At 70.1% G+C, this 20476-nt stretch carries 18 protein-coding genes; 9 read left to right on the forward strand and 9 right to left on the reverse strand.

The genetic code is table 11. The features are described from left to right. Positions 1–375 precede the first annotated feature (375 nt). From ACIPSA_RS15780 to ACIPSA_RS15790, 3 genes are all read left to right on the forward strand, one after another. Positions 376–3519: a sacsin N-terminal ATP-binding-like domain-containing protein gene (locus tag ACIPSA_RS15780; protein ID WP_402634319.1), complete on the forward strand. Its 3144-nt coding sequence runs from the start codon at positions 376–378 to the stop codon at positions 3517–3519. Between the two features lie 189 nt (positions 3520–3708). Further along, positions 3709–4572 carry a hypothetical protein gene (locus tag ACIPSA_RS15785; RefSeq protein ID WP_402634322.1) on the forward strand — a complete coding sequence of 288 codons (864 nt, stop codon included), beginning with the start codon at positions 3709–3711 and terminating at the stop codon, positions 4570–4572. Positions 4573–4767: 195 nt separating this feature from the next. Further along, a complete protein-coding gene (locus tag ACIPSA_RS15790) occupies positions 4768–5550 on the forward strand; it encodes a hypothetical protein (RefSeq protein ID WP_402634325.1) in 783 nt (260 codons plus the stop codon). 48 nt (positions 5551–5598) lie between these two features. Here ACIPSA_RS15790 and ACIPSA_RS15795 read toward each other — a convergent pair whose 3' ends face one another. Both ACIPSA_RS15795 and ACIPSA_RS15800 read right to left on the reverse strand, forming a co-directional pair. After that, the gene (locus ACIPSA_RS15795) at positions 5599–7998 is read right to left on the reverse strand and encodes an HAD-IC family P-type ATPase (RefSeq protein ID WP_402634328.1); all 2400 of its coding nucleotides are present in this window, start codon (positions 7996–7998) and stop codon (positions 5599–5601) included. 121 nt (positions 7999–8119) lie between these two features. Further along, entirely contained in the window at positions 8120–8386 is a 267-nt protein-coding gene (locus ACIPSA_RS15800) for a DUF2530 domain-containing protein (RefSeq protein ID WP_402634332.1), read from the reverse strand. Positions 8387–8566: 180 nt separating this feature from the next. Here ACIPSA_RS15800 and ACIPSA_RS15805 point away from each other — a divergent pair, with 180 nt between their 5' ends. Further along, the gene (locus ACIPSA_RS15805; protein ID WP_402634334.1) at positions 8567–10018 is read left to right on the forward strand and encodes an NCS2 family permease; all 1452 of its coding nucleotides are present in this window, start codon (positions 8567–8569) and stop codon (positions 10016–10018) included. Here ACIPSA_RS15805 and ACIPSA_RS15810 read toward each other — a convergent pair. Together ACIPSA_RS15810 and ACIPSA_RS15815 are read right to left on the reverse strand one after the other, a co-directional pair. After that, positions 9988–10629 (reverse strand): RRXRR domain-containing protein, encoded by a 642-nt coding sequence (locus ACIPSA_RS15810; RefSeq protein WP_402634336.1) that lies wholly within the window; start codon positions 10627–10629, stop codon positions 9988–9990. The genes ACIPSA_RS15805 and ACIPSA_RS15810 overlap by 31 nt on opposite strands. A 502-nt stretch (positions 10630–11131) precedes the next feature. Then, positions 11132–11326, reverse strand: coding sequence for a ribbon-helix-helix protein, CopG family (locus ACIPSA_RS15815; protein WP_402634339.1), 195 nt, complete (start codon positions 11324–11326; stop codon positions 11132–11134). A 166-nt stretch (positions 11327–11492) separates the two neighbouring features. On the opposite strand from ACIPSA_RS15815, the gene ACIPSA_RS15820 reads away from it, so the two are divergent. Together ACIPSA_RS15820 and ACIPSA_RS15825 are read left to right on the forward strand one after the other, a co-directional pair. Beyond that, complete coding sequence (locus ACIPSA_RS15820) at positions 11493–11930, forward strand: MarR family winged helix-turn-helix transcriptional regulator (RefSeq protein ID WP_402634342.1); 438 nt, start codon at positions 11493–11495, stop codon at positions 11928–11930. Positions 11931–11957: 27 nt separating this feature from the next. After that, positions 11958–13307 (forward strand): MFS transporter, encoded by a 1350-nt coding sequence (locus tag ACIPSA_RS15825; RefSeq protein WP_402634344.1) that lies wholly within the window; start codon positions 11958–11960, stop codon positions 13305–13307. A 34-nt stretch (positions 13308–13341) separates the two neighbouring features. Here the strand turns inward: ACIPSA_RS15825 and ACIPSA_RS15830 are convergent, their stop codons facing one another. Continuing rightward, entirely contained in the window at positions 13342–13878 is a 537-nt protein-coding gene (locus ACIPSA_RS15830) for a GNAT family N-acetyltransferase (protein ID WP_402634347.1), read from the reverse strand. Between the two features lie 94 nt (positions 13879–13972). Here ACIPSA_RS15830 and thpR point away from each other — a divergent pair, with 94 nt between their 5' ends. Next, the gene (thpR, locus tag ACIPSA_RS15835; RefSeq protein WP_402634350.1) at positions 13973–14545 is read left to right on the forward strand and encodes an RNA 2',3'-cyclic phosphodiesterase; all 573 of its coding nucleotides are present in this window, start codon (positions 13973–13975) and stop codon (positions 14543–14545) included. Positions 14546–14678: 133 nt separating this feature from the next. Here the strand turns inward: thpR and ACIPSA_RS15840 are convergent, their stop codons facing one another. Then, on the reverse strand, positions 14679–15671 hold the full coding sequence (locus ACIPSA_RS15840) for an aldo/keto reductase (protein WP_402634353.1): 993 nt from the start codon (positions 15669–15671) through the stop codon (positions 14679–14681). A 175-nt stretch (positions 15672–15846) separates the two neighbouring features. On the opposite strand from ACIPSA_RS15840, the gene ACIPSA_RS15845 reads away from it, so the two are divergent. Next, positions 15847–16461 (forward strand): hypothetical protein, encoded by a 615-nt coding sequence (locus ACIPSA_RS15845; RefSeq protein WP_402634356.1) that lies wholly within the window; start codon positions 15847–15849, stop codon positions 16459–16461. A 41-nt stretch (positions 16462–16502) separates the two neighbouring features. Here ACIPSA_RS15845 and ACIPSA_RS15850 read toward each other — a convergent pair whose 3' ends face one another. Next, positions 16503–17180: a GDSL-type esterase/lipase family protein gene (locus ACIPSA_RS15850; RefSeq protein WP_402634359.1), complete on the reverse strand. Its 678-nt coding sequence runs from the start codon at positions 17178–17180 to the stop codon at positions 16503–16505. Between the two features lie 110 nt (positions 17181–17290). On the opposite strand from ACIPSA_RS15850, the gene ACIPSA_RS15855 reads away from it, so the two are divergent. Continuing rightward, a complete protein-coding gene (locus ACIPSA_RS15855) occupies positions 17291–18274 on the forward strand; it encodes a WD40 repeat domain-containing protein (RefSeq protein WP_402634362.1) in 984 nt (327 codons plus the stop codon). Between the two features lie 4 nt (positions 18275–18278). Here the strand turns inward: ACIPSA_RS15855 and ACIPSA_RS15860 are convergent, their stop codons facing one another. Together ACIPSA_RS15860 and serC are read right to left on the reverse strand one after the other, a co-directional pair. Beyond that, positions 18279–19001 (reverse strand): hypothetical protein, encoded by a 723-nt coding sequence (locus tag ACIPSA_RS15860; protein WP_402634365.1) that lies wholly within the window; start codon positions 18999–19001, stop codon positions 18279–18281. A gap of 230 nt (positions 19002–19231) precedes the next feature. Beyond that, positions 19232–20350, reverse strand: coding sequence for a phosphoserine transaminase (gene serC, locus ACIPSA_RS15865; protein ID WP_402634367.1), 1119 nt, complete (start codon positions 20348–20350; stop codon positions 19232–19234). Positions 20351–20476: the final 126 nt, after the last annotated feature.

Here is a 20476-nt window from a genome sequence, read left to right on the forward strand (position 1 = left end):
GCGGACCGGCGAGTGAGCGGGACGCGTCTGTGGGGGTGCGCGGGTGAAGGCCCGCGAGGGGTGCAGGGGACGCAGTCCTCGCCGGGGTCCGGGGCGGAGCCCCGTGGCGGTCACTTCTTGGCCTACCGAGTCGGGCGGGCGGGTGGGCAAAAGCCGGGACGCAGTCCTCGCCGGGGTCCGGGGCGGAGCCCTGTGGCGGTCACTTCTTGGCCTACCGAGTCGGGTGGGCGGGTGGGCAAAAGCCGGGGGCGGAGCCCCGTGGCGGGGCCTCTCGGCCCACCGAGTCGGGCGGGTGGGGGGGGCGAGCACGTCACCCCCAAGCCCCAGCAGCAGCGACACGGTACCTTCACAGTCACGCCGATGAGGAGAGTCAACGTGAGCAAGTTCGTGCGGCCGGCCGCAGAAGGCGCCGACCCGTTCGGGACCGCCCGCCTGCGTCGCGGTGTCCTCGACGCCTGGGCCACCAGCCCCGCCCGCTTCCGCGAGGACGCCAACGCCGAGGAGGACCTGGTCCTCGGCGGCTACCGGGACCGACTCGTGGTCGAGCTCGCCCAGAACGCCGCCGACGCCGCCGCCCGGGCGAAGACACCCGGCCGCCTCCGCCTCACCCTCCGCGACGGCGTCCTGGCCGCCGCCAACACCGGCGCCCCCCTGGACGCGGCCGGCGTCGAGTCGCTCTCCACCCTCCGCGCCTCCGCGAAACGAGAGGCCCACGAGACCCACGAAGCCCACGGGGCCGTCGGCCGCTTCGGCGTCGGCTTCGCCGCCGTACTCGCCGTCACCGACGAGCCCGCGGTAGTGGGCCGGCACGGCGGCGTCCGCTGGTCCCTCGCCGAGGCCCGCGAGCTCGCCTCCGACACCGCCCGCCACAGCCCGGGGCTGGGGGACGAGATCCGCCGGCGTGACGGACACGTCCCCCTCCTGCGCCTCCCGTTCGCCGCCGAGGGCACCGCCCCGGACCCGTACGACACGGTCGTCATCCTCCCGCTGCGCGACACGGCCGCCACCGACCTCGCGGAGCGCCTCCTGCAGGGGATCGACGACGCCCTCCTCCTCGCCCTGCCCGGCCTGGAGGAAGTGGTCGTCGAGATCAACGGCGAGACCCCCCGCACGCTCAGCCGCCGCACCGACGGCCCCTTCACGATCGTGGAGGACTCCCGCGACGGCGTCACCCACTGGCGTACCTCCGTCGCGCACGGCGCGCTCACCCCGGACCTCCTCACCGACCGCCCGGTGGAGGAGCGGCTGCGCCCTCACTGGTCGGTCACCTGGGCCGTACCCGTCGACGCCTACGGCAGCCCCGTCCACCCCCGCACCACCCCCGTCGTCCACGCCCCGACCCCCAGCGACGAGCCCCTCGGCGTGCCCGCCCTGCTCATCGCCTCCTTCCCGCTGGACACCACCCGCCGCCATGCCGCCCCCGGCCCGCTGACCGACTTCCTGGTGCAGCGCGCGGCGGACGCGTACGCCCAACTCCTCGCGGAATGGCGCCCGGTGAGCGACGGCATCGTCGACCTCGTGCCCGGCCCCCTGGGCAAGGGCGAGCTCGACGGCGCGCTCCGCCAGGCGGTCCTCGACCGGCTCCCGCGCACCGCCTTCCTCCCGCCGGCCGTCGAGCCCGCGGGCGAGGGCGCCGAGGACCTCCCCGACGTCCTGCGCCCCCGTGACGCCGAGGTCGTCGAGGGCGCGGGCGCCGACACCGTCCGCGTCCTGGCCGAAGTCCTGCCCACCCTGCTGCCCGCCGGCCTCGAACGCCGGGTCGAGCTGCGCACGCTGGGCGTCGCCCGCCTCCCGCTCGCCGACGTGATCGACCGGCTGGCCGGCCTGGAGAAGGACCCGGACTGGTGGCACCGGCTCTACGACAGCCTTGCCGGGGTCGACCCGGACCGGCTGTCCGGCCTGCCCGTGCCGCTCGCCGACGGGCGGACCACCATCGGGCCCCGCCAGGTCCTGCTGCCCACCGCGGACGAGACCCGTATCGACCCGGAGATCCTCGCCCGGCTCGGCCTGAAGGTCGCCCATCCGGACGCCGCCCATCCGCTCCTGGAGAAGCTCGGTGCCCTGCCCGCGACCCCCCGCGCCGTCCTCACCACGCCCCAGGTGCGCGCCGCCGTCGCCGCCTCCCTGGACGACGAGGGCGGGGTGAGCTGGGAGGAGGACGCCCCGGACGCCGAGGAGCTGGCCGACACCGTCCTCGCCCTCGTCCGTGACGCGGGCCTGGAACCCGGCGACGAGCCCTGGCTGGGCGCCCTCGCCCTTCCCGACGAGGACGGCGAACTCGCCCCCGCCGGCGAACTGGTCTTCCCCCGAAGCCCCTTCGCACAGGTCATCCGTGAGGGTGAACTGGCCGCCGTCGACGCCGACTTGGCGGAGAAGTGGGGCGAGCGGCCGCTGGCCGCGTGCGGTGTCCTCGCCGACTTCGCCCTCGTCCGGGCCACGGACGTCGTCCTCGACCCGGACGAGCTGGAGCCCCGCGAGGGGGACTTCGCGGAGCCCGACGACGCCGGACTCCTCGACGCCGTGGACGTGTGGTGCGAGGACATCCTCGACCGCTTCCCGGACAGCCCGGTGCCGCCGGTGGCCACCGAACTGGTCGCCGTGCGCGACCTGGACCTGGTCGACGACGACCACTGGCCGCAGGCCCTCGCCCTGCTCGCCCGACCGCCGCTGCGCGACGCGCTCACCCAGTCGCTGCGGATCCTGCTGCCGGACGGCACGCACGAGGTCGTACGGCCGTACACGGCGTGGTGGCTGCGCGGGCACCCGGTGCTGGACGGGCGCCGGCCCGCCGGTCTGCTGGCGGCCGGTGGCGACCCGCTGCTGCGCGGGCTGTACGACGAGGCCGACGCCACCGGGTTCGAGGACGAGCAGGTGCTGCGGGCCCTCGGGGTGCGCACCTCCGTCGCCGCGCTGCTCGACGAGCCCGGTGGCGCCGCCGAGCTGCTCGACCGGCTCGCCGACCCGGAGCGCCGGGTCTCGTCCGCGCAGCTGCACGGTCTGTACAGCGCGTTGGCGGAGCTAGACCCCGAGCAGGTGACCCTGCCGGACGAGCTGCGGGCCATGGTGGACGGGCGGGTGACGGTCGTGGACGCGGCCGACGCCGTGGTCGTCGACTCGCCCGACCTGCTGCCGTTCACCGAGGGTGTGCCGCTGCTGCCCGTACGGCCGTCCCGGGCCGCCGAGCTCGCCGAGCTGTTCCAGGTCCGGCGGCTGAGTGAGTCCGTCACCGGTTCCGTCGACTCCGAGGGCGCCGAGCACGACGTGCCGGAGCCGGTGCGGGTGCTGCTCGGCCCGCGCACCCCGGAGACGTACGTCGAGCACGAGGAGCTCGTCGTCGACGGCGTGGAGATCGACTGGCGGCTGACGAACGACGGCGTCCTGCACGCCGCCACCCTGGAGGGCGTGGCCGCCGGTCTGGCCTGGGCGGCCGGTCAGTGGCCGCGCCGCTTCGAGGTCGCGGCACTTCTGGAGGACCCGTCCCGGACGGAGGAACTGGCGCGGGACCGCTGGTTCGACTGAGGACCGTTCGGCCCGTTGTCCGGTCGTTCGAAATTAACTGGCTCAATCTTCAACTTCCGTACAACCATTTCCAGTCACCGTGGATCTGATCATTCGAGTCAACAGACTCCATGATCACCTGGGCCCCGCGGCGTCGACGAGTCGTGTGGTACGACCGCCGTCGGGGCCCCTCTCCATGCAGGGGAACGCATGCGCATTCGTGCCACTGTGGCCGCCGCTTCCGGCGCCCTGGCCCTCTCCGCCTTTGTCGTGCCGGCCGCGCACGCCGCCGACGCCCCGTCCTACAAGACGGAGGCCGTGAAGGCGCTCTCCGCCTCCGGTAAGTCCGCGTTCACCGCCTCCACGGCGGCCGACCTGGGTGTCAGCTTCTCGGACTTCAAGATCGCCAGCGCGATCAAGGTGGGTACGACCAACCACGTCTCCACCACGGTCACCTACACGCTGACCCACGGGGCCAACTACGACATCAGCTCCGACGACTTCGCCAACGGCCCCTTCATCTACAAGGGCTCCTCGCCCGAGACGGCGGACAACGTTCTGTTCGGCGACGCCCCGGCCGACTGCACCGCCACCTCGTCGACGACCGCCACCTGCACGGGCCTCATCGACATCTACCCCGGTGACGACGAGCTGATCAACTCCGACGCCGGCACCTGGTCGGGCGGCGCGCTGGCCATCCAGTACAGCACCAACGACAGCACCGTGCAGAGCGGCCTGGGGGCCACCAATGTCCAGCGCTACTCCAAGCTGACGGTCAACGCCTCGCCGGAGCCGGTGAAGAAGGGCAAGACCATCACGGTCACGGGCAAGCTGTCCCGTGCCAACTGGGAGGACCACGAGTACCACGGCTACACCAACCAGTCGGTCGCGCTCCAGTTCCGCAAGGCGGGCTCCAGCACCTACACCACGCTGAAGACCATCAAGTCGGACTCGACGGGCTACCTGAAGACCACGACCACCGCGTCGGTCGACGGCTACTACCGCTACTCCTTCGCGGGCACCTCGACCACCCCGGCGGTCAACGCCACGGGTGACTTCGTCGACGTGCAGTAAGCGCTGAGTTCCGGCTCCGGACACCTGCCGTTTCCGGAGCCGGAACGCTTCCTCTTACTTGCGTCATGGCCTGGCAATACGAGGCCAAAATCTGGCCGGAAAGCGCTCTTGCCGTACAACCAGTCACACCCCTCATGGATCTGATCGCCTGAGTCAACCGACTCCTCGATCACTTCTCCCCCAGGGGAAACGCACATGCGCATACGTGCCACCGTGGCCGCCGTCTCCGGCGCCCTGGCTCTCTCCGCCTTCGCCGTCCCCGCCGCGCACGCGGCCACCACGGCGCCGAACGTCACCTTCTCCAACATGAAGGTCAACAGCGGCAAGGCCATCACCATCGGCGCGACGTCCATCGTCAAGGTCAAGGCGACCTACACCGTGACGCACCCCTCCACCGTCTCCCTCAGCAACATCGACACCGGCCCGGTGCTCTACCGCGGTACCTCGGCGGAGAGCGCCGACACGCAGGTCGTCAGCGACACTCCGGGCACCTGCACCACGGCGAACTCCACCACCGTGAACTGCTCGGCCACGATCACCATCCCCGCCGACGAGCTGTGGAACTCGGACGCCGGCACCTGGAAGACCGGCGGGCTCGCCGTCAACCGGACGACCCACGCCATGAAGTGGCAGAACGACCTGGGCACCATCCCGGTCCGCCGCGCCGCGAAGCTCACCGCCGACGCCACCCCCGAGCCGGTCAAGAAGGGCGCGACCCTCACCGTTACCGGCAAGCTGACCCGCGCCAACTGGGAGAAGGGCACCTACGGCGGCTTCGGCGGCCAGTCGGTGAAGCTCCAGTTCCGCAAGGCGGGCACCACCACCTACACCACCGTCAAGACGATCACGTCGTCCTCCACGGGCGCCCTGAAGACCACGGTCACGGCCGGCTCCGACGGCTACTACCGCTACAGCTTCGCGGGCACCTCCACCACGTCGTCCGTGAGCTCCGCGGCCGACTACGTCGACGTGCAGTAGGACAGCGCCCCGAAAGGGGCGCGGGGCGCTCCCTTCTCGAACCGGGCGCTAAGCGGGAAAGCGGCGGTCGACCCACTTCCACAGGAACTCCAGGGCGACCGCCGCCACCGCGGCGACGGCCACCGCCGTCCACGGCATCGCGACCCCGACGAGCTTCAGCGCGAAGAAGCTCTGCAGCGCGGGTACGACGAGCACGAACAGGAACGCCACGCCCATCGAGGCGACCAGGGCCACCCGCCACACGGTGTAGGGGCGGGCGATGATCGCCAGAACCCACATCGAGATCAGGAAGAGCGTCAGCGTGGCCGCGCTGGTCTCCGCGTCCAGCGAGCCCGCCCCCGTGTAGTAGTGGCGGGCGAGCAGATACGTCACGAAGGTCGCCACTCCGGCCACCAGCCCGCCCGGGACCGAGTACTTCATCACCTGCCGCACGAAGTGGGGCCGTGCGCGTTCCCCGTTCGGCGCGAGGGCGAGGAAGAAGGCGGGGATGCCGATGGTGAGGGTGGAGAGCAGGGTCAGGTGCCGCGGCAGGAACGGGTACTCGACCTGCCAGCACACCACCAGGACGGCCAGCAGTACCGAGTAGACGGTCTTCACCAGGAACAGCGTGGCCACCCGGGTGATGTTGCCGATGACCCGCCGGCCCTCCGCGACCACCGAGGGCAGGGTGGCGAAGCTGTTGTCGAGGAGCACGATCTGGGCGACCGCCCGGGTGGCCTCGGATCCGGACCCCATCGACACGCCGATGTCGGCGTCCTTCAGCGCCAGCACGTCGTTCACACCGTCGCCGGTCATGGCGACCGTGTGCCCGCGTGACTGGAGCGCGCCGACCATGTCCCGCTTCTGCTGCGGGGTGACGCGGCCGAACACCGTGCCCTCGTCGAGCGCGGTCGCCATGTCGTCCTTGCGCTCCGGCAGGCGGCGCGCGTCCACCGTCGTACCGCTGAGGCCGAGCTTGGCCGCGACGGCGCCCACCGACACCGCGTTGTCGCCGGAGATGACCTTGGCGCGGACGTTCTGGTCGGCGAAGTAGCGCAGGGTGTCCGCGGCGTCGGGGCGCAGCCGCTGCTCCAGTACGACGAGGGCGGTGGGCGTGGCGTCCTTGGCGACGTCGTAGTCGTCGAGGTCGCGGGTGGCACGGGCGAGCAGCAGGACGCGCAGGCCCTCCTCGTTGAGCCGTTCGGTCTCGGCCAGGGCCGGGGCGCCGTCGGTGAGGAGGACGTCGGGTGCGCCGAGGAGCCATGTGCTGGTCTCGCCGTCGCCCTCGCTGAAGGTGGCGCCGCTGTACTTGCGGGCGGAGGAGAAGGGCAGCGACTCGACGCAGCGCCACTCCTCGCTGTCCGGATAGGCGTCGATGATGGCCTGGAGGGAGGGGTTGGGCCGGGGGTCCGATTCCCCGAGCGCCCCGAGGACCTTGCGTACGTACGTCTCGTCGAGGCCGTCCAGCGGCCGGAGCTCGCTGACGTCCATGCCGCCCTCGGTGAGCGTGCCCGTCTTGTCGAGGCAGACGGTGTCCACCCGGGCGAGCCCCTCGATGGCCGGGAGTTCCTGGACGAGGCACTGCCGGCGGCCGAGGCGTATGACCCCTATCGCGAAGGCGACGGAGGTGAGGAGGACCAGGCCCTCCGGGACCATGGGGACGATGCCGCCGATGGTGCGGGCGATCGCGGCCTTCAGGTCGTCGTTCTTCACGACCAGTTGGGTGACGATCAGGCCGATGGCGGCCGGGACCATCATCCAGGTGACGTACTTCAGGATCGTCGAGATGCCGGTGCGCAGCTCGGAGTGGACGAGCGTGAAGCGGGAGGCCTCCTCGGCGAGCTGGGCCGCGTAGGCCTCGCGGCCGACCTTGGTGGCTTTGAAGGCGCCGGCGCCGGCGACGACGAAGCTGCCGGACATGACCTCGGCGCCGGGGTGTTTGACGACGGGGTCCGCCTCGCCGGTGAGGAGGGACTCGTCGATCTCCAGCCCCTCGGCCTCGACGCACACCCCGTCGACGACGATCTTGTCGCCGGGGCCTATCTCCATGAGGTCGTCGAGCACGAGCTCGGAGGTGCCGACCTCGACGGCGACCCCGTCCCGGCGGACGGTGGGGCGGGCCTCACCGATCACGGCCAGTGAGTCGAGGGTCTGTTTCGCCCGCCACTCCTGGACGATGCCGATGGCGGTGTTGGCGACGATCACGAAGCCGAAGAGGCTGTCCTGGATCGGGGCGACGAACAGCGTGATCAGCCAGAGGACGCCGATGATCGCGTTGAAGCGGGTGAAGACGTTGGCGCGGGCGATCTCGGTGAGCGTGCGGCTGCTGCGGACCGGGACGTCGTTGACCTGACCACGGGCGACGCGTTCCGCGACCTCGGCGGAGGACAGGCCGGTCGACGGGGGCGCTGACGGGACGGGCACCGGGTGCACGGGGTCGAGCTCCGCGCCCGCGTCGATGTGCGTCATGCATTCGACGGTACGTGTGGATTTACGGCTTCACATGCCGAGTGGCCGGAAGACCCGCCCTGGGGATGAGGGATGTCGTGCGGTGGTTGTACGGCCCGCTCGGTACGGCCCTCCGTACGGCCTACTCGGCCGTCGCCGCCTTCGGGGCCGCCGCCCGCTTGATCGCCGCGTCGCGCTTGCGGACGTACCAGATGCCGATCAGGCCGAGCCCGCCGCCGGCCAGACAGGTCCACAGCCACCAGGTGTGGCCGTGCTCGTCGAACCAGCCGTAGAAGGGGAGCTGAACCAGGAAGAGGACGAACCAGAGGATCGTGCCGCCGGTGATGGTGGCGACCACGGGGCCCTCCAGGGGCTCCGGCGCCTCGTGCTTGGGGGTCCACTTCGCCATGCGCACAGCTTACGAGGCGACCGGAAGCGAGCGGAGCCCTCAGGGGGCTACGGGGTCTACGCGCGGAGATAGCGATCTGGCACTCATACGTTCATACTGAAACCGTTTGTCTCTGGCCACTTCTGCTCGTAGGAAAGTCCAAAGGTTCTCGGGGGAGCTCCTTTGGTGATGAGGTCCCGCATGTCCACCTCGGCACCTGCCAAGGTCCCCGCCCCCGAACAGCCGGGCGCTGAGCCCGCGTACGGCGCGCTCGACCGTTTCTTCAAGATCTCGGAGCGGGGCAGCACGCTGTCGCGTGAGATCCGTGGCGGTTTCGCCACGTTCTTCGCGATGGCCTACATCATCGTGCTGAATCCGATCATCCTCGGCAGCGCGAAGGACATGTACGGGCATCAGCTCGACAACGGGCAGCTGGTCACGGCCACCGCCGTCACCGCCGCCTTCACGACGCTCCTGATGGGCGTCGTCGGCAACGTCCCCATCGCGCTCGCCGCCGGACTCGGGGTGAACTCGGTCGTCGCGCTCCAGCTCGCGCCGCGCATGTCGTGGCCCGACGCGATGGGCATGGTCGTGCTTGCCGGCTTCGTCGTCATGCTGCTCGTCGCCACCGGGCTGCGCGAGCGCGTCATGAACGCCGTGCCCTACGGCCTGCGCAAGGCCATCTCCATCGGTATCGGCCTGTTCATCATGCTGATCGGCCTCGTCGACTCCGGCTTCATCAGCCGCATCCCGGACGCCGCGCACACCACCGTCCCGCTCCAGCTGGGCGCGGACGGTCACCTCAACGGCTGGCCGGTCCTCGTCTTCATCCTCGGCGCGCTGCTCACCCTCGCGCTCATCGTGCGGAAGGTCTCCGGGGCGATCCTCATCTCGATCGTCTCGATGACCGTGCTCGCGCTGATCATCGAGGCCGTCGCCAAGGTGCCCTCCTGGGGTCTCACCACCCCGAAGTGGCCGGGCAACCCCTTCGCCAACCCCGATTTCGGGCTCATCGGCCAGGTCAGCCTGTTCGGCGGGTTCGGCAAGGTCGGCCTCCTGACGGGCATCCTCTTCGTCTTCACCGTCCTGCTGTCCTGCTTCTTCGACGCCATGGGCACGATCATGGGCGTCAGCGACGAGGCCAAGCTCACCAACGCCAAGGGCGAGATGCCCGGCATCAACAAGGTGCTCTTCGTCGACGGTCTCGCGGTCGCGGCGGGCGGCGCCAGCTCCTCCTCGGCCACCACCGCCTTCGTGGAGTCCACGGCCGGCGTCGGCGAGGGCGCGCGCACCGGCTTCGCCAACGTCGTCACCGGCTCGCTGTTCGCCGTGGCCCTGTTCCTCACCCCCGTCGCCACGATGGTCCCGTCCCAGGCCGCCACCCCGGCGCTGCTCGCGGTCGGCTTCCTGATCCTGGCCGGCTCGGTCAAGGAGATCGACTGGGCCGACTACACCATCGCGGTCCCGGCCTTCATCACGATGGTGATGATGCCGTTCACCTACTCGATCACGAACGGCATCGGCATGGGCTTCATCGCCTTTGTGGTGATGCGGCTCGCGGTCGGCCGCGCCCGCGAGATCCCGGTGCCGATGTACGTCGTCGCCGCCGTGTTCACCTTCTACTACCTGATGCCGGCCCTCGGCCTCACGTAATCTCGGGCTTCACTTTGTAGGCGTATCCGTCTGCTCTTTGAAGCAGGCGGATACGCTTGTGCCGAATTCCCTGAATGGTTGCGTGCGCAGTAGTGACGTTGAAGCTCCCGCTGGATCGGACGGCGACCCGGCCTGTGTATACTCCGGCTCTTTTGCCAGACGGAACTGTCGCCCGCACGAGGTCGCCAGTTTGGTAGCCGTAGTGCCGTTTGGTACGGGTGAGGAGCAAGCGCGGGAAGCCGTATTTGTCGGGCCGCGTGCGAGCGTACGAGCCACGTCCAGTTGCTGTGACAACGAGTACCTGCTTGGGGATGCGCACAATGGCGTCCCCCTGTTCGTGGTCGAGAGAACCAACTGCAAGGGCGTCGAGGGTGTGGGTCTTTGCAAGGCCCATGGCGGTACGGTTCCACTTCGTCCGACCGCCTGACCAGCAGTACACGGGAGTCTCGTGGGCCTTGAGTGCTTCGGCGAGTTGCCTTCTTCTCGTCTGTGACGGCGATGCCCGTGGCCCTTGAGCCCGGATCGATCCTCACCTGTACACCCTCGACCTCCGACTGCTCCTGGGTACGGTCCTTGAGACGGATCGTGAACGGACTGTGGCGGGCCACCACCGCTCTGCTTCGGCAAGCAGTGCACGTGCCCGAGCGGGATGGCAGGGCATCAGAGGTGAGCCGTCCTTAGCGAGGACGAAGACTCGTCCTGCCCCTGCACTTCCGCGGTCAGTGCTGCTCTTGACGGGAACGTCACCGTTCCTGGTCTCTCCTGAGGCCTCGGCCGCAGCCGGAGCAACAGGGTGACGCCTCTGGCGTCGGGTGCCACTGCCAGAGATCTCCCCTCGCTCATGTTCCATGTCGGTGCCCTGCGCGACGGCGGGGTGTCCGTGAGCCGTTTCGTCCCTGCTCCCAGGGGTGTCTGGTCTCACTGATTCCAGAGCCCGCCGCTGAGGAAGCACGGCGGGGTGGGTCTTCTCACCTGCGTGAAACGTAGCCATCCATGGCACCTCCATTCGCGGATGACTTGAGCTGGTCAACCTGGTCTCGCCCTCAAGCCGGGCGGGCACCGGCTACTGGGCCGGGGAGCGGTCGACTCGGGACGACTTCGACGAGCCGGAGCTCATGGGTGGCCCTGTCCCACGTCGTAGAACTTCTTGGTCTCTTCGACAGCTGTCTTGAAGCGTTCGTCGAAGTCGTCCCGGACAAGAGTCCGGACCACGTAGTCCTGAACGCTCATTCCTCTTTTTGCCGCATGATGCCGGAGCCGTTCGAGCAGCTCCCCGTCTATCCGCAGGCTGAGCACTGTGGTCCCCATGCACACGAGGGTCGCCACATCCGGCTGCCCGGCGCGTCACTTTCCGGAACCGGCTCACTCGTATGAGTGATGAATGGGCCCTGAAAGCGTTCAGTGGCAAGGGTCACGGGCATCCGGGCGTGTCGCCGGTGGTCTTTAGAGAGAGTAATGAGTTACTCTAAAGAACATGCCGGACCTTACCCATGGCGACGACGCTGCCGCCGTGAACTCCCTGCGCTCCGCCGTGATGCGGTTGTCCCGTCGGCTCAAGCACCAGCGGGTCGACGAGTCGCTGAGCCCCACCGAGATGTCGGTGCTCGGCACCCTGTCCAACTGCGGCAAGGCCACGCCGGGCGAACTCGCCCGCAAGGAGCATGTCCAGCCGCCGTCGATGACCCGCATCGTGGCGCTGCTGGAGGCCAAGGGCCTGGTCCGGCTGGAGCCGCACCCCGAGGACAGACGCCAGAAGGTCGTCACCAGGACCGAGCAGGCCGAAGCGATGCTCGAAGAGAGCCGCCGCAAGCGGAACGCGTTCCTGGCCGGCCTGGTCGACGGCCTCGACGAGGACGAGTGGGCGAAACTCCGCGCCGCCGCCCCCGTACTGGAGAAGCTCGCACATCTGTAAGCACGTGACGCAAGGAGGCGAACCCTTTTGAGTACGGGATCCGGAGCACCTTCCGCCCCCGCACCGACCACCCTCACCACCCCTGGCCGCACCCGCGGATCCTCGATGTTCAGCTCGCTGAGGATCCGGAACTACCGACTCTTCTTCATCGGCCAGGTCGTCTCCAACACCGGCACCTGGATGGCGCGCATCGCCCAGGACTGGCTGGTGCTCAGCCTCACCGGCTCCTCAGCGGCCGTCGGCATCACGACGGCCCTGCAGTTCCTGCCGATGCTGCTCTTCGGCCTCTACGGCGGTGTCCTGGTCGACCGACTCCCCAAACGCCCCACACTGCTCGTCACACAGACGTCCATGGCCGTCACGGTCCTCGCGCTCGCCGCGCTGACCCTCACCGGCCACGTCCAGGTGTGGCACGTCTACGTCGCCGCCTTCGCCGTCGGCCTCGCCACGGTCGTCGACAACCCGGCCCGGCAGTCCTTCGTCTCCGAGATGGTCGGCCCCGAGCAGCTGCAGAACGCGGTCAGCCTGAACTCCGCGAACTTCCAGTCCGCCCGTCTGGTCGGCCCCGCCGTCGCCGGCCTGCTGATCACCGGTGTGGGCACGGGCTGGGCCTTCCTCTTCAACGGTCTGTCCTTCGTCGCCCCCATCGCCGGCCTGCTGCTGATGCGCGCACGTGAGCTGCACGTGGTCGAGCGCGCCCCGCGCGGCAAGGGCCAGCTCCGGGAGGGCCTGCGCTACGTCGCCGGCCGGCCCGAGCTGATCTGGCCGATCGTCCTGGTCGGCTTCATCGGCACCTTCGGCTTCAACTTCCCGGTGTGGCTGTCGGCCTACGCCGACGACGTCTTCCACGCGGGCGCCGGCGCCTACAGCCTCTTCAACACCCTGATGGCCGTCGGCTCGCTCGGCGGCGCTCTGCTGGCCGCCCGCCGCGGCACGGCCCGCCTGCGCGTCCTGATCGCCGCCGCGGTGGCCTTCGGCACGCTGGAGGTCGTCGCCGCGCTGGCGCCGTCGTACTGGCTGTTCGCCCTGCTCATGGTCCCGATCGGGATCTTCGGCCTGACGGTCAACGTCACCGCGAACACCGCCGTGCAGATGGCCACCGACCCGGCCATGCGCGGCCGGGTGATGGCCCTGTTCATGATGGTGTTCATGGGCGGTACGCCGCTCGGCGCGCCGGTCGTCGGCTGGATCACCGACGCCTACGGCCCCCGCGTCGGCTTCGTCCTCGGCGGCGTCATCTCCGCCGGCGCGGCAGCCGCGATCGGACTGGCCCTCGCCCGCATCGGCGGCCTGCGCCTGACGGTGGGCTGGCACCACGGCCACCCGCGGCTGCGGTTCGTCCCGAGAGAGCGGGAGCAGCTGGCCACGGCGGCCTGAGCGGCCCCAGGGCCCGCCCTGGCCCGGGGGACTCCTACCGGACCCTCCGGGCCAGCACCTGACCCGGCCAGGCCTCCGCGTCGGGCGTGTCGACGGTGAAGGACTCGGTCGGGACGAAGCCGTTGCGCTCGTAGAAGGCCACCAGCTTGCGGTCGTCGCCCGCGTAGCAGTCCACGCGCAGGAGCGAGATCCCGGCGCGGCGGGTCTCCTCGGCCGCGTGGGCGAGCAGCGCGGCTCCGACGCCATGGCCCTTGAAGCGGCGGTCGGAGGCGAGGGTGTGGATGAAGCGCTCGGGCTCGTCGGCGGGCCTCAGATAGTCACCCGGCGCGTCCGTGAGGGTCAGCGTGGCCGCCGGGACACCGTCGTACTCGGCGATGTACGGGGCGCCCTCGGTGACGTACCGGGTGATCATCGCCACCGCCCTGGGGTTCTCCGACCAGGGTGTGGTGCCCCACTGCCGGGGGCGCCCCTGCGCCACGAGCCACTCGACGGCACTGTCGAACATGCCGAGGATCACGGGGATGTCGTCCGGCCCGCCGTCCCTGATGCTGATCTTCCCGTTCTGCTCCATGCCGTCGATCATCCCCGGCCGGGCGGGCCGGGGCAGCCGCTTTCCGCGCCGCGGGCGGCTGGCCGGGCGATCCGTTCCCTGGAAAGGTGAGGCCATGAGACTCTTCGCCGCCGTCGTCCCCCCGGAGGACGTCACGGACGAGGTCGCCGCCGAGGTCGCCCGGCTGCGGGAACTGCCCCGCGCGGAGAGGCTGCGCTGGACCGGCCGTCCCGGCTGGCACTTCACGCTCGCCTTCTACGGCGAGGTCGACGACGAACTCGTGCCGGATTTGTCCGACCGGCTGGCGCGCGCGGCCCACCACACGCCCCCCTTCCCCCTGGCCGTCTCGGGCGGCGGCCAGTTCGGGCACGGGCGGGCCCTGTGGGCCGGGGCCGAGGGCGACCTGGAGACGCTCCGCCTGCTGGCCGACCGGACGGAGTCGGCGGCGCGGAAGGCGGGGGTGCCGATGGGCGAGCACCGGCGGTACAAGGCCCACCTGACGGTGGCGCGCGGCCGGGACGCGGTGGACGTACGGCCGTACGTCAAGAGCCTCCGCGACTTCACGAGCCGCACCTGGACGGTGGCCGACCTCGCCCTGGTGCGCAGCAACCTGCCCAGGTCCGGGGTGCCCGGGGAGCAGCCCCGGTACGAGACGGTCGCCCGCTGGGCGCTCGGCGGGGCCGGTTAGGCTCGGGACCGTGGACCCGAAAACCCGGAACCGGATCATGGCCGGTGCGCTTGTGCTGATGTTCGTGGTGGTGGCGGTGGCTGCGATGGTCGGCAAGTAGACCGCCGCAGCCCCGCCGTACGCCGGTCTCCGGCTACCAGGCGAAGGCCTCGGGGGACGGCCCCGGACCCGGGAAGATCTCGTCCAGCCCCGCCAGCAGCTCCTCCGGCAGCTCCAGCTCCACGGCCCTGAGGGCCGACGCCAGCTGTTCGGCGGTGCGCGGGCCGACGATCGGGCCGGTCACCCCGGGGCGCGTCAGCAGCCAGGCCAGGGCCGCCTCACCCGGCTCCACGCCATGCTTCTCCAGCAGGTCCTCGTAGGCCTGGATCTGCGCGCGTGCGGCGGGGTTGGCGAGGGTGTCGGCGGCCCGTCCGGACGCCCGGCGCCCGCCCTCGACCTCCTTCTTGATCACGCCGCCCAGCAGCCCGCCCTGCAGCGGCGACCAGGGAATCACCCCCAGCCCGTACTCCTGCGCCGCCGGGATCACCTCCATCTCGGCGCGGCGTTCGGCGAGGTTGTACAGGCACTGCTCGCTGACGAGCCCGATGGTGCCGCCCCGCCGCGCGGCGATCTCGTTGGCCTGGGCGATCTTGTAGCCGGGGAAGTTGCTGGACCCGACGTAGAGGATCTTGCCCTGCTGCACGAGCACGTCGATGGCCTGCCAGATCTCCTCGAACGGCGTCCGGCGGTCGACGTGATGGAACTGGTAGAGATCGATGTAGTCGGTTTGGAGCCGCTTGAGGCTGGCGTCCACGGCCCGTCGGATGTTGAGGGCGGACAGCTTGTCCTGGTTGGGCCAGGCGTCGCCGTCGGCAGCCATGTTGCCGTACACCTTGGTGGCCAGCACGACCTTGTCGCGCCGCTCGCCGCCCTTGGCGAACCAGTTTCCGATGATGGATTCCGTACGGCCCTTGTTCTCGCCCCAGCCGTACACGTTGGCGGTGTCGAAGAAGTTGATGCCCGCGTCCAGCGCCGCGTCCATGATCGCGTGACTGTCGGCTTCGTCGGTCTGCGGGCCGAAGTTCATGGTGCCGAGGACGAGTCGGCTGACCTTGAGTCCCGTGCGTCCGAGCTGCGTGTACTTCATGGTCCACAAGCCAACGGCTTGGAGTGCGCTCTATGCAAGGGCCTCGCTGTCAAGTCCCGAGTTCTCCTGCCACGCGATGCAGTGGCATGACCCGATTCGGGGGTCCGGGCCTAATGGACATATGCCGTTCGGCAACTTTTCCGAAATCCCCCACTACCGCAGGATGTGCATTTCCATGTCTTTCCGCAGTCAAATCCAGCGCCGTCTGCTGCTCTCCGCCTCGACCGTCGTGGCCGCCGGAGCCGTGCTGCTGCCCAGTGGCGCGTTCGCCGCCCCGCAGGTGCCGCCGCCGTTCCCCAGATCCGTCAGCGCGCCCGCACCGGCGCGATGGGTGGAGACCACCGACGCTCCGAGCGGCATAAAGGTCCGGCTTCCCGGAAATCCCGAGGTCCAGAAGCTCACCAAGGCCAAGGACGGCGTCGACGGCCGTATTTACATGGCGGCCACCGATACCGGGGTCGCCGGCTTCGCGGTCGCGGACGCGGCCGGCGTGAAGGACCTCAAGCAGAATCTCCGGGGCTTCCTGGACGGCTACAACGAGGAATCCCGGTCCCCGCGCAGTGAGCTCACCGGTACAGCCGTCAAGGTGACGACGTCAGGCGGCCAACGGGTCCTCGACACGCGGCTTTCGGCAAAGGACGGAACCGTCGGCTTCCTGCGCCTCATCGACGACGGCCACCACCTCGTCGAGCTGGTGAGCCTTGGTCCCGAGCAGCAGAAGGCGTCGGTGGCCGAGGCGCATCAGCAGCTCCTCGACAGCCTCCGGATACCGGCCCCCGGCGACATCTAGGGCAACAGGCCCTGGGGCGGCCCCGGCCCCGCCGGCGCCCCTCAGCCGCCCTCGTACGCCTCGCCCAGCCCCCACCCCTGGTACATCGCCTCCGCGAAGGCCGCCGCGATCCTGTGCTCCCCGCTCGCGTTGGGATGCGTGCCGTCGTAGGTGTCCTGATGGATGTCGTACGACGGCGGGGGCGAGGCGAGGAGCAGGGCCGAGCGGGGTTCGTCCAGGTCGGCCACGGCCTTCGCCAGCAGGACGTTGAACCGGTCCACCTGCTCGGCGAAGGGCGTGTCCGACTGCGCCCGGACGTTCGGGATCACCGGCAGCAGGACCATGCGTATGCGCGGGTTGGCCGTCCTGGCCGCGCTGACGAAGGCCTGTACGTTCTCCGCCGTCTGCTCCGCGTTCGTGTAGAAGCCCAGGTCGATCAGGCCCAGCGACACCAGCAGGACGTCGGCCCGGCACTCGCGTACCGCGCCGCCGATCAGCGGGGCCATGTGCATCCAGCCCTCGCCCCAGCCTGCCAGGTGGGCGCGCGGGAAGCCGGGGTCGGCGTAGTCGTACGACGTCGGACTGTCCGTCGCCTTCTCGTACAGCGTCTCGCGCGGGCCCACCAGCGTGAAGGGGCCGCCGTACGTCGCGCACAGGTGCTGCCACATCCGGTAGCGCCATGTGTGTTCGCCCGCGCTTCCGATCGTCATGGAGTCACCGACGGGCATGAACCTGAGCATCCGCTCATGATGGACGATCACGGTCGCGGGTGGGGTGTGAGGCCCACCACGTGCCCACCACGTCGCCGCCGCGCACCTGAACCCCCCGGCGGGATGGCAGGCTTGGGGGCATGCGTCGATCCTTCGCCCTCCTCGCCGGGGTCCTGCTCACGGGCGCCCTCACCGTGCCCGCCTCCGCCGCAGGCGGTGACGAGGGGTTCACCATCAAGGATCCGCGGATCACCGAGTCCAGCGGCCTCGCCGCCTCCCACCTCCACCGCGGCATCTACTGGACCCACAACGACAGCGACGACGGGCCGTACATCTACGCCGTGGACAGCGCGACCGGGAAGACCGTCGCCACGGTGACGCTCAGCGGCATCGGCTCCCCGCGCGATGTGGAGGCCATCTCCATCGGGCCGGACAACCAGATCTATGTCGGCGACATCGGCGACAACCTCGACGGCAGCTGGTCGTACGTGTGGATCTACCGGCTGTCCGAGCCCAAGGTCCTCAAGGACCAGACGATCAAGGCCACGCAGTACGTGGTGAAGTACTCGGACGGCGCACGGAACGCGGAGTCGCTCGTCGTCCACCCGAAGACCGGCCGCGTCTACATCATCGACAAGAAGGAGGACGGCGGGCACCTCTTCGAGGGCCCGGCCCGGCTCTCCACCTCCGGCGCGAACATCTTCAAGCCGGTCGCCGCCGTCGACCTGTGGGCCACCGACGCCGCGTTCTCGCCCGACGGCGAACAGCTCGCCGTACGCGGCTACTTCGGCGGCATCTACTACGACTGGAACGGCGGGAGGATCAAGCGGAAGGGCCGTCTCGACGTGCCCCTCCAGGGGCAGGGGGAGTCGGTCAGCTACTCAGCCGACGGCACCAAGCTCATGTACGGCAGCGAGGGCGCGGACAGCGCGGTGCAGGCGCAGGACGCGCCGGGCGGGGGCGGGTCCGGCAAGTCCTCCTCGGACAGCGGAAGTCCGGCGGCGGCCGGGAGCGGGGGCGGCGCTGCCGGCGACGGTCTCAAGGCCGGCGGGGTGGCGGTGGCCGTGGTCGTGGCCGCCTTGTTCGGTCTGCGGCGGCTGCGGCGTCGCGGCTCCCGTTCCTAGTACGTCACTTCACACACCCGGGGGCCGGGAAGGGCGTCGTGCCCGCGGGGTGGCCGCCGCCCTCCAGGTTGGTGAGGAGCTTGGGGGCCGACCCGTTGGGGTCGATGATGCTGGCGAGGAAGCCGGCGCTCTTCGGCAGTTCGGGGTGCGCTCGGTCGACGACGCCGCCGACGCGCGTGCCGTCACCCTCGTTCTTGAAGAAGGCCGAGGGTCCCTTGGGGCCGTTGCTCAGCACGGCGACGGTCCCGGCCCCGATGGAGGTCTCGTCGATGATGGTGCAGCCCCGTGCGTCGGGGGTGCCGGCCTTCGGGAGCGGGAAGGTGTGCGTTCCGTTCTTGGCGCTGGTCACCCTGAGCGCGGGGGCGGAGCCCTTGGCGCCCACCAGGCTCAGGGAGAGACCGCGCTCCTTGCCCGTCCCATGGGAGCCGTCGAGCATGTCCAGGACGCGGTACATGTAGGCGTCGCCCTGCCGCCAGTGCGGTGACACGGCGCGGATCCATGCTTCGGGGCCGCCGGCGCCGGGGTCGTTGCGCAGGACGGCCACCATGTCCTGGCCGATGGCGACGGACTTGCCCGCGTAGCGGGCGGCCGGGTTGGTGGCGGCCGGGTTGGTGGCGGGGGCGGCCGAGGCGGCCGCCGCCGGCAGAAGGGCGGTGGCGCCCAGGGCGCCCACGAGTGCCGAGGCGGTCAGGAGAGAGCGGCGGTGACCTGCGTGCACGGCTTGCATGGAAGAGCTCCTCGAAATGGTGGCCGTGAAACCGGAAGAAAGGAGTCGCATGCCGCTCCTTGCCGTTGCGGCGCTCGTACACGTTATGCAAGCGCGTTCTACAGTTCCATCCCGTACTTGTCACAGAATATCGACAGAAAACAGAACAATTCTCACCGAAATGTTGATCTCCGGACATGCGAAGGGCGCCCGGTACATACCGGGCGCCCTTCGCGTCGTACGGGGAACGACTACAGCTTCTCGATCACGTAGTCGACGCACTTCGTCAGCGCCTCGACGTCGGCCGGGTCGATGGCCGGGAACATCGCGATGCGCAGCTGGTTGCGGCCGAGCTTGCGGTAGGGCTCGGTGTCGACGATGCCGTTGGCGCGCAGCACCTTGGCGATGGCGGCCGCGTCGATCTCCTCGGCGAAGTCGATGGTGCCGATGACCTGGGAGCGCTTGGCCGCGTCGGAGACGAACGGGGCGGCGTACTTGGACTCCTCCGCCCAGGAGTACAGGCGGGTCGAGGAGTCCTTGGTGCGGCCGGTGGAGAAGGCCAGGCCACCCTGGCCGTTGAGCCACTCCAGCTGCTCGTTGAGCAGGAAGAGCGTGGCGAGGGCCGGGGTGTTGTACGTCTGGTTCTTGCGGGAGTTGTCGATCGCCGTCGGGAGGGAGAAGAACTCCGGGACGTGACGGCCGGAGGCGTGGATCCGCTCGGCGCGCTCGATCGCGGCGGGGGAGAAGACACCGATCCACAGGCCGCCGTCGGAGGCGAAGGACTTCTGCGGGGCGAAGTAGTAGACGTCGGTCTCGGCGATGTCGACCGGGAGACCGCCGGCGCCGCTCGTCGCGTCCACGAGCACCAGCGCGCCCTCGTCGGCGCCCGCGACCCGCTTGATCGGGGCGGCGACACCGGTGGAGGTCTCGTTGTGGGTGAAGGCGTAGACGTCGACGCCCGCCTCGGCCTGCGGGTCCGGGTGCGTGCCCGGGTCCGAGGAGATGACGGTGGGCTCGGCGAGCCACGGGGCGAGCTTGGCGGCCTTGGCGAACTTGGAGGAGAACTCGCCGAAGGTGAGGTGCTGCGACTTGTTCTCGATCAGGCCGTGCGTCGCGACGTCCCAGAACGCGGTGGAGCCGCCGTTGCCGAGGACGACCTCGTAGCCCTCGGGCAGGGAGAACAGCTCGGAGATCCCCTCACGGACCTTGCCGACCAGGTTCTTGACCGGGGCCTGGCGGTGGGAGGTGCCCAGGAGGGACGTACCGGTGGCGGCCAGCGCGTCCAGCGCCTCCACCCGCACCTTGGAGGGACCCGCGCCGAATCGACCGTCCGCGGGCTTCATGTCAGCAGGAATCTGGATCTCAGCCACGAGCCGGAGGGTATCCCTTCGGTGAAACCGGACGGAAACGTGTCCGTTCGATGAGACGACTCCCTCCGGCCCGTGGACTTGTGCGGACCTACCAGTCCGCGACGGCCTCTCTCCGCGGGCCGGCCG

It is taken from the genome of Streptomyces sp. NPDC086549 (assembly GCF_044746205.1).
In the GTDB taxonomy this organism is placed as follows: Bacteria; Actinomycetota; Actinomycetes; order Streptomycetales; family Streptomycetaceae; genus Streptomyces.

Coding starts and splice junctions, on each gene's coding strand:
- ACIPSA_RS15815 (WP_402634339.1), bottom strand. CDS start 11,326: ATGGGGACCACAGTGCTCAGCCTGCGGATAGACGGGGAGCTGCTCGAA.
- ACIPSA_RS15830 (WP_402634347.1), bottom strand. CDS start 13,878: ATGGAGCAGAACGGGAAGATCAGCATCAGGGACGGCGGGCCGGACGAC.
- ACIPSA_RS15855 (WP_402634362.1), top strand. CDS start 17,291: ATGCGTCGATCCTTCGCCCTCCTCGCCGGGGTCCTGCTCACGGGCGCC.
- ACIPSA_RS15850 (WP_402634359.1), bottom strand. CDS start 17,180: ATGCTCAGGTTCATGCCCGTCGGTGACTCCATGACGATCGGAAGCGCG.
- thpR (WP_402634350.1), top strand. CDS start 13,973: ATGAGACTCTTCGCCGCCGTCGTCCCCCCGGAGGACGTCACGGACGAG.
- ACIPSA_RS15845 (WP_402634356.1), top strand. CDS start 15,847: ATGTCTTTCCGCAGTCAAATCCAGCGCCGTCTGCTGCTCTCCGCCTCG.
- ACIPSA_RS15805 (WP_402634334.1), top strand. CDS start 8,567: ATGTCCACCTCGGCACCTGCCAAGGTCCCCGCCCCCGAACAGCCGGGC.
- ACIPSA_RS15800 (WP_402634332.1), bottom strand. CDS start 8,386: ATGGCGAAGTGGACCCCCAAGCACGAGGCGCCGGAGCCCCTGGAGGGC.
- ACIPSA_RS15785 (WP_402634322.1), top strand. CDS start 3,709: ATGCGCATTCGTGCCACTGTGGCCGCCGCTTCCGGCGCCCTGGCCCTC.
- ACIPSA_RS15860 (WP_402634365.1), bottom strand. CDS start 19,001: ATGCAAGCCGTGCACGCAGGTCACCGCCGCTCTCTCCTGACCGCCTCG.
- ACIPSA_RS15790 (WP_402634325.1), top strand. CDS start 4,768: ATGCGCATACGTGCCACCGTGGCCGCCGTCTCCGGCGCCCTGGCTCTC.
- ACIPSA_RS15840 (WP_402634353.1), bottom strand. CDS start 15,671: ATGAAGTACACGCAGCTCGGACGCACGGGACTCAAGGTCAGCCGACTC.
- ACIPSA_RS15795 (WP_402634328.1), bottom strand. CDS start 7,998: ATGACGCACATCGACGCGGGCGCGGAGCTCGACCCCGTGCACCCGGTG.
- ACIPSA_RS15820 (WP_402634342.1), top strand. CDS start 11,493: ATGCCGGACCTTACCCATGGCGACGACGCTGCCGCCGTGAACTCCCTG.